The following is a 14,149-nucleotide window of genomic DNA, read 5'->3' on the forward strand; positions in this document are numbered from 1 at the left end:
GACGAAGCCCACCCGCGGCGCGTCGCTGCCACGAGCCCACGACCACCACCCCGAATACGTCAGTGCTGGGACACCGTATCGGCGCCCGCTGACGCTGAAGCCGAAGCGCCTTGCACTGGCAGCTCGACCGAGGCCTCCGCACGCAACCGCGCCAACACCTGCTCAAAGACACGCCGCTGGGCCATGGGTGCCATCTGCCCCAGCACCGCCTCGCGAACCTCTTCAAAGGGCGGCACACGCGGGGCCTGACGTTCCAGGAGCACCAAGATGACAGCCCCAGCCGAGTCGTCGATGACGGGCGTCGCCTCGCCCTGCCGAGTCAGCGCCCATGCCGCCTTTTCCAAGGCCGCGCTACCGAACTCTCCGCGAGAAAGCAGCCCCAGTTCCCCACCTCGGGTCCTCTCAGGCCCCTCACCCGCCGCCGCGACCTTCGCAACGGGCTCACCCGCGATGATGCGCCGGCGCAAGGCGTCCGCACGCTGCCGGGCTTCCGTCCGAGCCGCACGAGGACTGCCCGGAGGGACCGACACCAGGATTCGGGCCACCCGAAGGCGCTCCGGCTGCGCGAAACGCTCGAGGTTCGCCTGATAGTGCGCCCGAGCCTCCGCGTCCGTGGGCGCACCAACGGTCTTCTCCTCCTGAGCCAACATCGCCTGGATGGTCAGCCGCTCTTCCAATTCGCGAACCTGGCGGCGGATTTCCGAATCCTGGGTCAACCCGCGCCGCTCGGCTTCGCGCGCCAGCAGTCGCTTGTCGACCATCGCGCGGATGAACTCTTCGCGCCCCGTTCCCTGCTCGAAGCGCGCCCGCAGGTTGGGCGGTAGCCGTTGACTTTCGCGAAGAAGCTCTTCTCGGGTGACCGTACCGCCCTTGAAGCGAGCGACGACGTTCGCCGCTGGCCCGGCTGGAGCCGGCACGGACCGCTCGCACGCCGGTGCGCCAAGCAGGCTGAAGAGACAGATCCACTTCCACAGCGCCTGCTGGCGTTTCATCGTGCTTTCGTACCCGCTATTCCGTCCGACTGCCGATCTACTCTATACGTGAGAAAGACCGCAAGGCAGTTGTCCGGCAGCGGATAGATGACATTCAATTGCACCGGATTCGGACGAAAGTCCGCTGGGTGCAGTCTTCAGGGTGGAGTGCTCGATGGTCAGGCAGTTTCGGTGGGTAGGAACGGCCTCGCTGGCCGTATCTTTGACGCTGGGTGTGGGTGGGTGCGATCGAGGAAAGCCAGCAAGCCCTCAAAAAAACGAAGGACCTGTCGTTGCAGTTGTCGGCGACGGAAACATCACGCAGCAAGAATTCGAAGCGAAGCTTGCCGAGCAGCCGGCCTTCGTCCGCACCCGTTATGCCTCTCAAGAAAAGAAGAAAGAATTCCTGGACAACCTTGTTCGGTTTGAATTGCTAGTCCAAGAAGCCAGGCGACGTGGCCTGGATTCAGATCCCGAAGTCCTTGCCATGCTCGAAAAAGTCATGGTTCAGCGACTGGTCAAGGCGCACACCGAGTCCAGCGAAGATGCGACCGTGGGCGAGGAGAGAGCTCGCGCCTACTACGAGGCGAACCTTGCTGAGTTCGTCAAGCCAGCACGGGTCCGAGTCAGTCAATTGCTCCTGAAAGCCCCTCGGGGCAGTCCAGAGCGGGCGAAGGCACTTGCACAGGCAACACGGCTTTCCGCAGAGATACAGCGCGGGGGGAGCGTACAGCAATCCTTCGATGCGGCTGTCCGGACGCATTCCCAGGACACCACCACCCAGGCGCAGGGTGGCGACCTCGGGTTCCGCACGCGAGACGAATTGAGCGCCACCGGAGGCGATACCCTCGCGGATGCCGCATTCACGCTCAAGGCCGTCGGGCAGCTTTCGTCGCCTATAGAGACGGATGTCGGCATTCACCTGCTCATGCTGCAAGCCCGTCAGGTGGGGATCGAGCAGAAGTTCGACCAGGTGAAGGGGCGTATCGTTCAGCGACTGGATTCGGAGCGCCGGGCCAAGGCACTCGACACGCTCGTCCAGTCATTGCGAGATAAAACGAAGGTAGAGATCAAGGAAGATGTTCTGGCGGGGGTGAACCCCGAGGCGTTGGGGACCTCCTCTCTGGCGGCGCCCAAGGAAGGCGAAGCGCGCCGTCCCTGACGAGGAGGTACAGCCGATTGTTTGACGGTACTAGAGCCGGACTCAGTGTGCGAGTCATTCACCACCCAGACTTCAGTGCAGATATGAAAGCTGAATCTGAGTGAACCGATGCCCTGACAGGAGCGGGTTGGGCGGATCGGCCAGTTCCTGGGAACGGAACACCATGCCCAGGCCGAACTGGAACCCGCCCGTGCGGAAGGCGGCGCCGAACTCGCTGTCCCCGACGATGGGCGCCTTCCGGACGCTGAGGCTCGGCCGGAAGAGCGTGCCATCCAGGAACAGGTTCCTCGCCACCACCCGCACCTGCCCCCGGGCGTACAGGTAGGCCTCCCAGGCGCGCTCGTCCCGGATGGCCATCAGCTCCGAGGCGTCCTCCCCCGGCGCCCGCCGCGCCTCCAGCGCCTTGACCACGGACGGCATGATGGGCGCCAGGCCATACGGCCGGGCCAGATAGCCCACACGGACCGTCCCTCCCAGGCTCGCGTTCACGAACACCGTGCCCAGCATCGCCCCGGCGGACCACGTCACGTCCACCACGGGGCTCCAGAGCAGCGGTTGCTCACGGAGCGCGGAGAAGTGGAACGCCGGTTCCGTCGGGAGCTGCTTCTCCCAACCCACTGGAATCCGCGCCACCGTGTGCCCGAAGAGGCCATTCAGCGCCCGGTGCAGCCCCCGCTGCGTCTGCGCCGCCCCGGACGCCGGGCCCGTGACGCCCACCGTGGCCTGGAGCGTCAGCCTCGACGAGTCCGCGGGCGCCCTCCCCGCATAGAGGTGCTGGAAGAAGATGCCGCCGTGCAGCCAGCCCCCGTAGGGTCGGTCGTTCGGGTCCGGGAACACCTCCTGCTCCGGCGACGGAACGATCCGGCTGGGCGTGTACATGTTCTGCGCCAGCGTGCCGCCACACAGGTACCGGTGCTGCACTCCGTCCGGAAGCCGCAGCGTCCGCGCGATGGAGCGGCACCCGTCGTACTCCCCGAAGTGCTCGACGCGGACACCGTTCGTGTAGAGCCGGTCGCTCTTGGCGAGCACGTCATTCTCGAAGTGGAGGCTCGTGACGAACGGCAGCTTCGTCTCCGCCTGGGCCAGACAGGATGCGGTCAGCAACGCGAGTGCCGTCAGCATCCCTCCAGTCTACCGCTCGCGCCCGTCAGCCCCCGAATGGCCACTGGTCATCAGGCAACACTCTACCCACCACATCTGCCACCCCGAAGCGCGCGCTGTCTTCAAACGCCTCCGTGCCACCCAGCCCATTCAGGCCCAACGCCGTGGGGCACAGCGCATACGTCTGTGCCTGGGACGCCCCCATCAACAGCTTCAACACGTTCACCCGCTGCTTGGGCGCGCCATAGGTCATGATCTCGAACCGCTCCGCCGCCGGCACCTTCGCCAGCGACAACGCGTGGCGACAGGTCTCCTCGAAGCCCGCGACCTGATCCACCAGCCCCACGGCCTTCCCGCGCACGCCCGAGTACACGCGGCCCTCCGCCAATTGGTGAATCTCCTCCTTCGTCCGCCCCCGCCCCTTCGCGACGATGTCGAGGAACGCCTGGTACATCTCCTCGACTTCCGCCTCCAGCGTCGCCGCCTCTTCCGGCGTGAAGCCCCGCGAGAACGAGAGCATGGCCGCGTTCCGCCCTCGGACGAGCACCGTCTTGTGGACCCCGAGCTTCTCCATCAGCCCGGACACGTCGAACTTGCCGGCGAAGACGCCAATCGAGCCCACCATGGCGTGCGGCGCGGACCAGATCTCCTTCGCCCCCACCGCCACCATGTACCCCGCGCTGGCGCACACCCGGTCCATGTACGCGATGACGGGCTTCTTCCGCGCCACCCGCTGCACCGCCTCCAGCATCTGCTCCGACGCCATCGGCGTCCCGCCCGGACTGCTGATGTAGACGACTACCGCCTTGGAGCGCTTGTCCCGCCCCGCCGCGCGCAGCGCCTTCACCACCGTCTCCGCGTTCGCCATCTTCCCACTGCCCCCCTTACCCGGGATGATGATTCCCGACACGGGCACCACCGCGACGCGCGGGTTCCGCCGCAGCCGCTTCCACCGCACCGGCGGGAAGGGAACCGTGGACAGGTACGTCGCCATCGGCTCCAGCTCCGTCTCCTCCTCCCCGTCCCCCGGCTTCACCAGGCCCAGGTGCGCGGGGAGGTTCGCCTCGCTCACCAGCGCGTCCGCCAGCCCCGCGTCCAGCGCCCGGCGAGCACTGAAGGGCCCCTGGTCAATCAGCGCCCGGACCTCCTCCGGCGTCTTCCGCCGCCCCCGCGCCACCACGTCCACCAGGTCCGCGTAGCGCTCATCCAGGAACGACTCCACCGTCCGCGTCTGGATGTCCGAAACGGCGGGCCGGGTGAAGAGTTCCGGCGCCGTCTTGTAATCCCCGCGCCGGATGAACTGCGGCCGGATGCCCACGCGCGACAGGCCCTCGCCCAGGGCGGTGGCCTCCGCGGCGTAGCCCACCAGCTCCACGCGGCCCATGGGGGGCAGGAGCACCTCGTCCGCCGCGCACAGGAGGGCATACCCCTCGTTGTCCACGTGGACCGCCCAGCCCACCACCCGCTTCCCCTGCGCCCGGAAGGTCGTCAGCACCGCCACCAGCGCATCCCGCTTCGCCGCGGGCACGGCCAGGTCCTCCACCTCCAGGAGGATGCCCTTCACCCGGCCGTCCTTCGCCAGGAGCTCCAACGACTCGCGCAGGCGCTCCACGGACGTGACATCCGACGGCTCGGGGCGGCTTCCCCCCAGTTGCAACCGGCGGCGGCGCCGCTCGCGGTACGGCGGATCCCCCGTCAGCCGGAAGCGGACGTAGGCGGGCCGGTGGCTGGCGGCCATCATCCGGAAGGGGGCGCCCAGCAGGGAGACCAGGAGGAGGTACAGGTTGGCGAGGACGATGAAGGGCAGGCGCAGCATGGCGTCCGGAGTGGAGATGTGGGTCTCCGGCCCGTAATGGACGCTCACTCGGGGTGCAAGCCCTGTTCAGTCCTTCCGTTGGGTCGTGATAGCCTCCCCAGCCATATGCGATACCTCGTTCCCCGGATGCTCCTCGTCCTCGCGCTCAGCTCGGGTGGTGCCGCGCTGGCCCAACCTCGCAAGCAGGTCCAGGAGTTCCAGGCCCCCCGCGAGATGACCGCCGAGGAGCGTGAGGCGGCCAAGCAGCGCGCCATGGGCAACAACCTCAACTCCTACGGCAAGGACGTCCAGCTCAAGCAGAAGCCGATTCCGTGGATGGCCGTGGGCCTCGCGGGGCTCGTGTTCGTGGTCGCCGTGCCCTTCGGCCTCCGCGCCTACCGGAACACGTCCAAGACCATCGCCGGGCAGAACACCTTCGGCTCCAACCGCGGCGACGACGAAGCCGCCTGAGCCGCCTCCGGCCCGGACGTCAGGCGGGCCGGACCTCCACCGAACCTCCCGCCTCCACCGTGACGCGCACGGGAAGGAAGCGCTCCACGACGCGGGCGTGGGTGGTGAGGTGGTCGGTGATTCGCGCCGCCGTGAAGCGCGTGGTGCCCGGTGACGCCGGTCCCAGGCGCCCGGCGGCCAGCAGCGCGGCGGGCAGGAGGATCTGATCGGCGAGGTGCTCGTCGAGCGCCCCACCCGTCTCCATGAACCGCGCCAGCGCCTCTCCTCCCTCGCGCCCCACGTCCTCGGCGAGGCGGCCCCGCTCTCCCAGCGCGGTGAAGCCCGCGATGGTGTGCTCGAACTGGGCCAGCACGAACGTCACGGTCCCCACCGAGCGCGTCACCGCCAGCGGGCGGTTGTCCGCCTCCGCCAGGATGCCGCGCTCACGCAGCGCCCCCACGGCGGCCCGGGACTGACGCTCGGCGATGGTGAAGGGCAGCCCGCCGGTGAAGGACGAAACGTGGACCTCACGCAGCATGCCCCGCGCGGGCAGCTCCACCAGCCGGGGTGGCTCCTGCGGCGGCCCCACCTCCGCGACAATCTCCCCCGCGCCCTCCGGGTAGAAGCCGGCGTGCACCAGGGACAGCAACACGGGCAGGCCATACGCATGCGCCACCGGCTGCCAGACGGTGGCCATGTAGTGGAAGCTGGGGCTGTGCGGCAGGTGCGTGCCGCCTCGCAGCGTCAGGCGCCCCCCGCCGGCCAGGGCCAGCGGATAGACGAGGCACTGGAAGAGCAACGGCGTGCTGCCCGCGGTGCCCACCTCCAGCAGGTAGTCGCCGGCGCGCACGGGGGCCGGGGTGAAGGCGAGCTCAGACGCACCGACGGTGGCGCCCTCGGCGGAGGCGCCGCCACCACACAGGGCCTCGGCGCCGCGCACGCAAGCCAGGTGCTGGGGACGCAGACCAGGCGGATCACGTCGCTCGCGCAGGCGCGTGATGTGGAACGGGCGGCCGGTGATGAGGGACAGCGACAGCGCGGAGCGGAGAATCTGCCCACCCCCTTCGCCCTCACTCCCATCCAGCCGCACCTGCCCGGTGTCGGGCCCCTGGGTGCCGGTCATGTCCCTCCCGTCTCGGGTGCCACCGCGTGAACAATCAGGCTAACAGGAACGCAAGGCTGGCACCCCCAGGAGAACACCCGTCCCTCCACCGCTGCACAGAAGCAGCCCTGATGGCGTGACGCATGGTGGGTTCCCCGTGGGAGTGCCCTTCGCGTTACTCGTCCAGGGCGGGCAGCACGCCCACCTTGATGGAGCTGGGGTTCGCCGCGGAGTGGTAGACGCGGTGGAAGGCGCGCGTGAAGTGCTCCTCCTTCGCCTCGAAGATGTTGGGCACGTAGGTCTGCGGGTTGCGGTCGATGAAGGGGAACCAGCTCGACTGCACTTGAATCATCACGCGGTGCCCGCGCTGGAAGGTGTGGAACACGTCGTTGATGACGAAGCGCACCTTCGTCACCTCGCCGGGCTTGAAGGGCTTGGGCTCGCTGTAGCTGTCGCGGAACCGACCGCGGAAGGGCTCGCCGCGCACCAGCGTCTGCTGATGGCCCCGGTTCTTCGCTCCCTTCTCTTCATCACCCTTGCGCCACCCGCGCACCTTGCCCGGGTTGACGTCCACCAGCTTCACCACCCAGTCCGCGTCGGTGCCCGTCGTGGAGACCCACAGCTCCGCCTCCAGCGGGCCCGCCAGCGTGAGGTCGCGCTCCAGCGGCTCCGTCTCGAACACCAGCACGTCCGGCCGGCGCGCGGCGAAGCGCTGGTCCTCCGTCATGTAGTCCTTGCTCCAGCCCGTCATCATCTCCTGCGTGTACGGCACGGGCCTGGCCGGGTCGCTCACGTACTCCGCGAAGGACGCGCCCGTCGTCTTCGGCGCCGTCGTGGCCAGCCCCCCCTTGGGCTGGAAGTACAGCCGCGTCTCGCGCAGCCCCTTGGGCGGCCACGTGTCGAAGCGGCGCCAGCGGTTGGCGCCCGTCTCGAACACCAGGGCCTCCGGCACGTCCGGCTTCGCGCCGCCCTTGAGGTGGTGCTTGAAGAAGTCGAGCGCCAGCGTCTGGTAGGCCTCGCTGGTGGCGAAGCCGAAGTCCGCGTCGCCCAGGGACTCGCCACCGCCGCGCTGCCAGCCGCCGTGCGGCCACGGGCCCATGATGAGGCTGTTGGAGATGCCGGGGTTCTGCTTCTCGATGGCGGCGTAGGTCCGCAGCGGGCCGTACAAATCCTCGGTGTCGTACCAGCCGCCCACCGTGAGCACCGCCGCCTTGATGTTCTTCAGGTGCGGCAGCAGGTTCCGCGCCTGCCAGAAGCTGTCGTAGTTGGGGTGCGCCGTGACGTCCTTCCAGAAGGCGACGTCCCCCTTCAGGTGCTTCGCGTCCGCGTTGCCTAAAGGCCCCAGGTCCAGGAAGAACTGGTAGCCGTCCGGCGTGCCGTGCTCGAAGCGCTGCCACTCCTCGTTGTCCGTGGGCTGGGGCCGGGGCTTGCCGAAGGTGGAGAAGAAGTTGAACGCCAGCGCCAGGTTGAAGGCGCCGTGGCGGTGCATGTCATCCCAGAACCAGTCGGCGATGGGGGCCTGCGGCGACACGGCCTTGAGCGCCGGGTGCGAGTCGATGGCGCCCGCCGACGCGTAGAAGCCCGGGTACGAGATTCCCCACTGCCCCACGCGGCCGTTGTTGTGCGCCACGCGCTTCACCAGCCACTCGATGGTGTCGAACGTGTCGGTGCTCTCGTCGAAGTCCTTCGGCCCGGCCTTCTTCGGCTTGTGGGGGCGGACGTTGACGAACTCGCCTTCGGACATGTTGCGGCCGCGCACGTCCTGGAAGGCGAAGATGAAGCCGTCCTTCTCGAACGCCTCGGTGGGCGCCAGCGCGGGGGGATACCGGTCCACGCCATAGGGCGCGACGCTGTACGGCGTGCGCACCAGGAGGACGGGATAGCGCTTCCCCGGCGACGCGTCCGCGGGGACGTAGACGGAGGTGAACAGGCGCGTCCCGTCCCGCATGGGGATGCGGTACTCGAACTTGGTGTACCGCGAGCGGACGCGCTCGGTGCGCTCGGGAGAGATGCTGTAGGGGCGCTTCGGGGCTGGCGGGGTGGACTGCGCTTGCGCCGGGCCTGCGGCGGTGGCCAGCAGGACAGCCGCGAGGCATCGGGTCACGAGATGCATGCACGCTCCAGGAACGATGACGCTGGAAGGACGGCCCGCAACACCCCAGCGGCCCGCTTGTTCCCGGAATCAGCGCCGCGCATCCCCGCCGTCGTCCAGCCAGAAGCAGGTGAAGGTGCCCACCTCCACCCCGCTCATCGCACGTCAGCCGCGCCCCCCTCGATGACCGTCAACTGGGGCGCCGCCTTGCGCTCCGAGACGCGCGCTCCGGACGTGGCCTGCTCCCCCGGAGCCGTGCGCTCGGTGGAGGACGTGCGAGGTCCGGAGGCCTGGGACACGGCGCGGCGCGGCGCGGGCCGCAGTGGCAGGCCGAAGTACAGGTACATGTCGAGCAACATGGATTGGCTTCCCCTTGGCGGATGCGTGGCCGCTGAAAGCACCGTGCCATGGGCTCCAGGCGCCCTTTCGTGAAAAAGGATGAAGTTGCGTGAGGGGACCTGCCAGGTCTCCGTCCGGCTCAAGCGTCCAGCGATTCGTGCCGGGCCAGCATCTCGACGAACTGTTCGATTCGCCGAGCCCGCGTCTCCGCCTTCTTCGCGGTGTGGACGCGCCACAGGATGGCGTACCGGTTCGCCGCGTTGAGCGTGGCGAAGAACGCGGCCGCCTTGGCGTTCGCGGCCAGCGCGCGCGCCAGGTCTTCGGGCACGGTGGCCTTGCTCTGGGAGGCGTAGGCCGCATCCCAGCGGCCATCCTTCCGGGCCTGCTCCACGACCGCCAAGCCGGACGGCTTCATCCGGCCCGCGGCGATGATCGCCTCCACCTTCTCGCAGTTGATCTTGGACCAGACGCTCTTCGCGCCCCGCGGCGTGAACTTCTGGAGCCACGCGGTGTCGTCGAAGGCGTTCTTCTGCCCGTCAATCCAGCCCCACTCGAGCGCGACGTCGAGCGCCTCGGCGTAGGTGACGGAGTCGATGCCCGAGCCCTTCTTCGCCAGCTTCAGCCAGAGGCCGCGCGACGAGGCGTGGTTTGCTTCGAGCCAGGATGCCCACGCCACGGGCGACGCGAAGGCAATCGTGGGGAGCTCAGCGGCGGGGGCCTTCTTCGCGGCGGTCTTCTTCGTCGGGCTCATGGCGGCGTCAGCGGATAGCACGCCCCCCCAGCGTTTCGCCAACACCCTTCGGAGGACGCAGGCCCCTACCCTCTCGGGAGCCGACACCATCAGACGGTGGCGCGCGGCCGGCCCGTGGACTACAGCGCCGCGAGCATGACTCATCAGGCCGCGGCTTCCGGGCGCTCCATCTTCCAACATCGCGACTTCCGCTTCTATCTGCTGGCGCGCCTGTGCGCGGTGCTGGCCGTCCAGATTGAGTCGGTGGCCATCGGCTGGCAGGTCTACGAGCTCACGGGCAGCGCGCTCGCGCTCGGGTACACGGGCCTGGCGCAGTTCGTGCCGTTCCTGTCGCTGTGTCTGGTGGGTGGCCAGGTGGCGGACCGCGTGGACCGGCGGACCATCCTGGCGGTGTGCCAGACGGTGATGTGGGTCTGCAGCCTGTTGCTGCTCGCCTTCACCCTGGGTCACATCCGCGACGTGCGCTTCGTCTATGGCGTCCTGGTGCTGTTCGGCGCGGCGCGCGCGTTCCATGCTCCGGCGGGCTCCGCGCTCACCCCGCATCTGGTGCCGCCCGAGCACCTGACCCGCGCGGTGGCCATCAACTCCACCACCTGGCAGGTGGCCACCATTGGCGGCCCGGCCGTGGGCGGCATCCTCTATGGCTGGGCCGGCGCCACGGGCGCCTACACGGCCTCCGCGGCGTTGTGTGCCCTCTCCGTCGTCTGGATTCTCACTCTCAAGGTGCGGACCGGGCGCGCGTCCGCCGAGCCGCTCTCCCTGTCGACCCTGGTCGCGGGGCTCGGCTTCGTTCGCCGGCAGCGCCTGCTGCTGGGCAGCATCACCCTGGACCTGTTCGCCGTGCTCTTCGGTGGCGCGGTGGCGCTCCTGCCCATCTACGCGCGGGACATCCTGCACACGGGACCCTGGGGCCTGGGGCTGCTGCGCTGTGCGCCCGCGTTCGGCGCGGCGGTGGTCGCCGTCTTCCTGGCCATGCGGCCCCTGGGCGGCAACACCGGCCGGAAGATGTTCATCGCGGTCGCCATCTTCGGCGCGGCCACGCTCGTCTTCGGGATGAGCCGCTCGTTGCCCCTGTCGCTGGCGGCGCTGGCCATCGCGGGCGCCGCGGACATGATCAGCGTCGTGGTCCGCCACACGCTGGAGCTGATGGCCACCCCGGACGACATGCGCGGCCGCGTGGGCGCGGTGAACATGATGTGCATTGGCGCCTCCAACGAGCTGGGCGAGTTCCGCGCGGGCGGGTTCGCTGAGTACGTGGGCGCCGTGCCCGCGGTGGTCGCGGGAGCGGTGGGCACGCTGGCGGTGGTCGCGCTCTGGGCCTGGGCCTTCCCCGAGCTGCGGCGGGTGGACCGCCTGGAGTCCTTCGCGAGGACGAAGGAGCCCATAACGGCGCCCGCGAGTTGAGGGCCCTCGACAGGCCGCTGGACTCAGGCCGCGTCCAGCAGCCGCCGGAACGCCTTCGCCGCGATCTCCTCGGTCAGGTCGCTCAGCTCGTCGCTCACCTGCAGCTCCGTCTCCGAGACACCCGGCACGCGCGTGGCGCTGAAGCCGTTGGCCACCCAGACCTTGTCCTCGCGCGCGATGACATCTCTCCGGGCGGACAGCTCGACGGGGTCGCCCCGCAGGTAGACACGGAACATGTTCGTCTGCGCCGGATGGGGCAGCACGCTCAGGCGTTCATCGGCGGCCAGCGCGTCCGCCAGCAGCTTCGCGCGCCGGACGTGTTCGGGGATTCGCGCCAGCGCGTCATCCAGCCGCATGGCCGCCGAGGCCACGTACGGCAGCATCTGATAGAGGTTGCCCCCGTGGCGGTGCCGCCAGGTGCGAGCGCTCCGGATGAACTCACGCTTGCCGGCAAGCATGGCCCCGCCAATGGCGCCCACCGTCTTGTAAAAGGACACGTAGACGGAGTCGAAGCCCCGGCAGATGTCCGCGTAGGCGCGCTGATAGAACGGCTGACACTCCCAGAGCCGCGCCCCATCCAGGTGGAGCTGCACGCCCTTCGAACGGCAGGTCCGCTTGAGGTCCTCCAACTGCGCCCACGTGGGCAGCTGACCGCCCAGCCAGCGCACCGGCAGCTCCACGCTGACCGTCCCCAGGGGCTCTCTCGCCCCGCGCACGTCCGAGGCCCGCAGCGGCCGGTTCCACGGCGCGATGAGGACGTCACGAAGTCCGTGGAGCACCTCGTGGCTGTTGTTCTCGTGCAACACGTGGTGTGACGACGGGTGCACCCCCACGTTCCGGTTCCCACTGGCATCCGCGTAGATGCGCAGCGCGATGAGCTGGCCCATGGTTCCCGTGGGCATGAAGCACGCATCCTCACAGCCGAGCAGCTTCGCGATGCGCGCCTCGAAGTCCTGCACGAACGCGCCGTTGCCGTAGAAGTCTTTGTCCAGCCCGTTGCTCTGGACCCATTCGCCAATGCGGATGAGCTCGGCGCCAGGGTCCACCGGCGCTCCAGATGACAGCGCGGCCCGGCAGCTCCGCCGCAGCGCCGCGGAAGACACGGGCGTGGCCACCGTCACCTTCGGAGCTGGCGCGGCAGGCACGGACGCCTGGGCGCCGCGAGGCAGGAGCGCGGACCCCGAAAGCAGCCCGGTCAGGGCCAGGAACTCACTCCGGCTGAGGTGACGTGGACTCATGGGACATGATCCTACCGCAGGTCCCAATACATGACGCACCGCAACGCCGACTCACCCAGCCCAAACCTGACGCGGCGCGACGCGCACGTCGGCCCCTCAGTTGACTGAAGGATTGGAATACTGAATCACCATTCAACTCCTGACGCGCTGCGATGACGCCATGGGCCGGAGCCGGCGCGACCGAAATATGAATCACCCTTCAAGTCTGATTTGATTCATTGGCGTGGCATTTGGTACGGATCGCCATCCCTGTCAGCGATTGAAACGGAGCGAGCGAATGGCAACACGTCGCATGAGTGTGCGGACTGTAGCTGCGGTGATCGGTCTGTGGGGTCTGGCGTGCCAGAACCAGGAGCCTGGCGAGGACCCGACGCCCACGAACCCGACGCCGGCCGATGTCGTGGCCTGCCGGGAGCGCATCGCCGCGAAGACGGCGGAGGTCACCGCCGCGGGCATCGACATCACGGCCTGGCCCATCACGGACGCGCCGGAGATGGCGGAGATCACCACCACGGTGCCCCAGAACCGGGACAACTACCAGAGCTACGACGGCCACTACCGGCCGCTCACCAACCACCCCGGCTGCTCCATCGAAAACCTCTACTACGACAGGGCGAACACCGCGGGCACCACCCCGTACGTCGATGGCAACAACGACGGCAAGTGGACGGGAAACAGCGCCTTCGGCGGCCCCAACGCGACCAGCGGGTTCATCAACGGCCAGCGGGCGGTCATCGAGGGCTTCCCCTGCGCGGCCAAGGAGTACATCCAGAACAACGAGGACACGACCAAGCCCATCATCATCCTGGTCCACGGCAACTCCACCCGGCCGCACACCTGGGAGAAGTTCCTCCTGCCAGCGGGCACCACCGTGGAAACCGCGTACGAACAGGTGCAGTTCACCGCGGACAGCACGGCGCGGGAGCAGCTGGCGGAGCGGCTCATCGCCCAGCGCTACCGCGTGCTGGCGGTGGACTTCCGCACGGACATCGTCACCAACGTGGACCCGGCGGAGAACAGCCAGACGCAGAACTCGTCGGGCAACATCGACCATGGCTGGGCCACGCCCATCCTCCAGTCGATGGTGAAGGCCGTCATGCAGAACAACCCCAACCGGAAGGTGGCGCTCATCAGCCACTCCCTGGGCGTGACGGTGGCGCGCGACGCGCTCCGCCGGCTCTACGTCGATTGGACTCATGGCCGGGCGGGCAGCTTCAATCCCTTCACCCAGGTCAGCCACGTCATCATGGGCTCGGGCGCCAACCACGGGGTGTCCACCTATGACCCCGCGCTGGGCGAGCTGTGCGCACGGAACCCGACGATGCGCGGCACCATCGTCTGTGAGATGGGCAGCCGCTCCAACTACGTCCAGACGTACTTCCACAAGCCGCTCAACGGCCCGCGCGACCTCTTCAGCACGCCCTGCGCGGACGGCGACTACGCCTTCGGCAAGACGGGCCAGTGCGGTGGAAACGTGGTCCGCTACTACACCATCACCATGACGGACAAGGAGCAGGGCCGGAACTACCAGGACCTCTACGTGTCCGAGGCCGCCTCGCGCATCGAGATGGACGGCTGCGTGACGAACACGCTCACCACGCTGAACGACTACGACACCAGCGGCTACTTCAACAAGGGCTTCATCGCCAACCACTTCGGCTCCATGCGCTCCAACGCCGGCATGGACCTGGTGATGCGCTACCTGGCCGAGTAACGCGCCGCCCGCCCCTTCTGGTCGCCGTCG

12 protein-coding genes are annotated in these 14,149 nt (G+C 68.5%); 4 read left to right on the top strand and 8 right to left on the bottom strand.

Annotated elements, in window-relative coordinates:
* Nucleotides 1–59 precede the first annotated feature (59 nt).
* Complete coding sequence (locus tag KGD87_RS08305; RefSeq protein ID WP_284666925.1) at nucleotides 60–992, bottom strand: peptidylprolyl isomerase; 933 nt, start codon at nucleotides 990–992, stop codon at nucleotides 60–62.
* A gap of 154 nt (nucleotides 993–1,146) precedes the next feature.
* On the opposite strand from KGD87_RS08305, the gene KGD87_RS08310 reads away from it, so the two are divergent.
* Entirely contained in the window at nucleotides 1,147–2,133 is a 987-nt protein-coding gene (locus tag KGD87_RS08310; protein WP_284666926.1) for a peptidylprolyl isomerase, read from the top strand.
* 72 nt (nucleotides 2,134–2,205) lie between these two features.
* Here the strand turns inward: KGD87_RS08310 and KGD87_RS08315 are convergent, their stop codons facing one another.
* Together KGD87_RS08315 and sppA are read right to left on the bottom strand one after the other, a co-directional pair.
* Complete coding sequence (locus KGD87_RS08315) at nucleotides 2,206–3,255, bottom strand: lipid A deacylase LpxR family protein (RefSeq protein ID WP_284666927.1); 1,050 nt, start codon at nucleotides 3,253–3,255, stop codon at nucleotides 2,206–2,208.
* Nucleotides 3,256–3,280: 25 nt separating this feature from the next.
* The gene (gene sppA, locus KGD87_RS08320) at nucleotides 3,281–5,098 is read right to left on the bottom strand and encodes a signal peptide peptidase SppA (protein ID WP_284666928.1); all 1,818 of its coding nucleotides are present in this window, start codon (nucleotides 5,096–5,098) and stop codon (nucleotides 3,281–3,283) included.
* A gap of 78 nt (nucleotides 5,099–5,176) precedes the next feature.
* Between sppA and KGD87_RS08325 the strand changes: the two genes are divergently transcribed.
* A complete protein-coding gene (locus KGD87_RS08325) occupies nucleotides 5,177–5,500 on the top strand; it encodes a hypothetical protein (RefSeq protein WP_176421411.1) in 324 nt (107 codons plus the stop codon).
* 19 nt (nucleotides 5,501–5,519) lie between these two features.
* Here the strand turns inward: KGD87_RS08325 and rtcA are convergent, their stop codons facing one another.
* The 4 genes from rtcA to KGD87_RS08345 all read right to left on the bottom strand — a co-directional run bounded on the left by rtcA (nucleotide 5,520) and on the right by KGD87_RS08345 (nucleotide 9,763).
* Nucleotides 5,520–6,602 carry an RNA 3'-terminal phosphate cyclase gene (rtcA, locus tag KGD87_RS08330; RefSeq protein ID WP_284666929.1) on the bottom strand — a complete coding sequence of 361 codons (1,083 nt, stop codon included), beginning with the start codon at nucleotides 6,600–6,602 and terminating at the stop codon, nucleotides 5,520–5,522.
* A 154-nt stretch (nucleotides 6,603–6,756) separates the two neighbouring features.
* Nucleotides 6,757–8,694, bottom strand: coding sequence for a CocE/NonD family hydrolase (locus KGD87_RS08335; protein ID WP_284666930.1), 1,938 nt, complete (start codon nucleotides 8,692–8,694; stop codon nucleotides 6,757–6,759).
* Between the two features lie 134 nt (nucleotides 8,695–8,828).
* Nucleotides 8,829–9,032, bottom strand: coding sequence for a hypothetical protein (locus KGD87_RS08340; RefSeq protein ID WP_284666931.1), 204 nt, complete (start codon nucleotides 9,030–9,032; stop codon nucleotides 8,829–8,831).
* Between the two features lie 119 nt (nucleotides 9,033–9,151).
* Nucleotides 9,152–9,763 carry a YdeI/OmpD-associated family protein gene (locus KGD87_RS08345; protein ID WP_284666932.1) on the bottom strand — a complete coding sequence of 204 codons (612 nt, stop codon included), beginning with the start codon at nucleotides 9,761–9,763 and terminating at the stop codon, nucleotides 9,152–9,154.
* Nucleotides 9,764–9,859: 96 nt separating this feature from the next.
* Between KGD87_RS08345 and KGD87_RS08350 the strand changes: the two genes are divergently transcribed.
* Nucleotides 9,860–11,167, top strand: a complete 1,308-nt coding sequence (locus KGD87_RS08350) for an MFS transporter (RefSeq protein WP_284666933.1) — start codon at nucleotides 9,860–9,862, stop codon at nucleotides 11,165–11,167.
* 23 nt (nucleotides 11,168–11,190) lie between these two features.
* Here the strand turns inward: KGD87_RS08350 and KGD87_RS08355 are convergent, their stop codons facing one another.
* Entirely contained in the window at nucleotides 11,191–12,405 is a 1,215-nt protein-coding gene (locus tag KGD87_RS08355; RefSeq protein WP_284666934.1) for a threonine aldolase family protein, read from the bottom strand.
* 316 nt (nucleotides 12,406–12,721) lie between these two features.
* Between KGD87_RS08355 and KGD87_RS08360 the strand changes: the two genes are divergently transcribed.
* A complete protein-coding gene (locus KGD87_RS08360) occupies nucleotides 12,722–14,119 on the top strand; it encodes an esterase/lipase family protein (protein WP_284666935.1) in 1,398 nt (465 codons plus the stop codon).
* The last annotated feature ends 30 nt before the right edge of the window (nucleotides 14,120–14,149 follow it).

Source organism: Myxococcus sp. SDU36 (assembly GCF_030168875.1).
Classification (GTDB): Bacteria; Myxococcota; Myxococcia; order Myxococcales; family Myxococcaceae; genus Myxococcus; species Myxococcus vastator.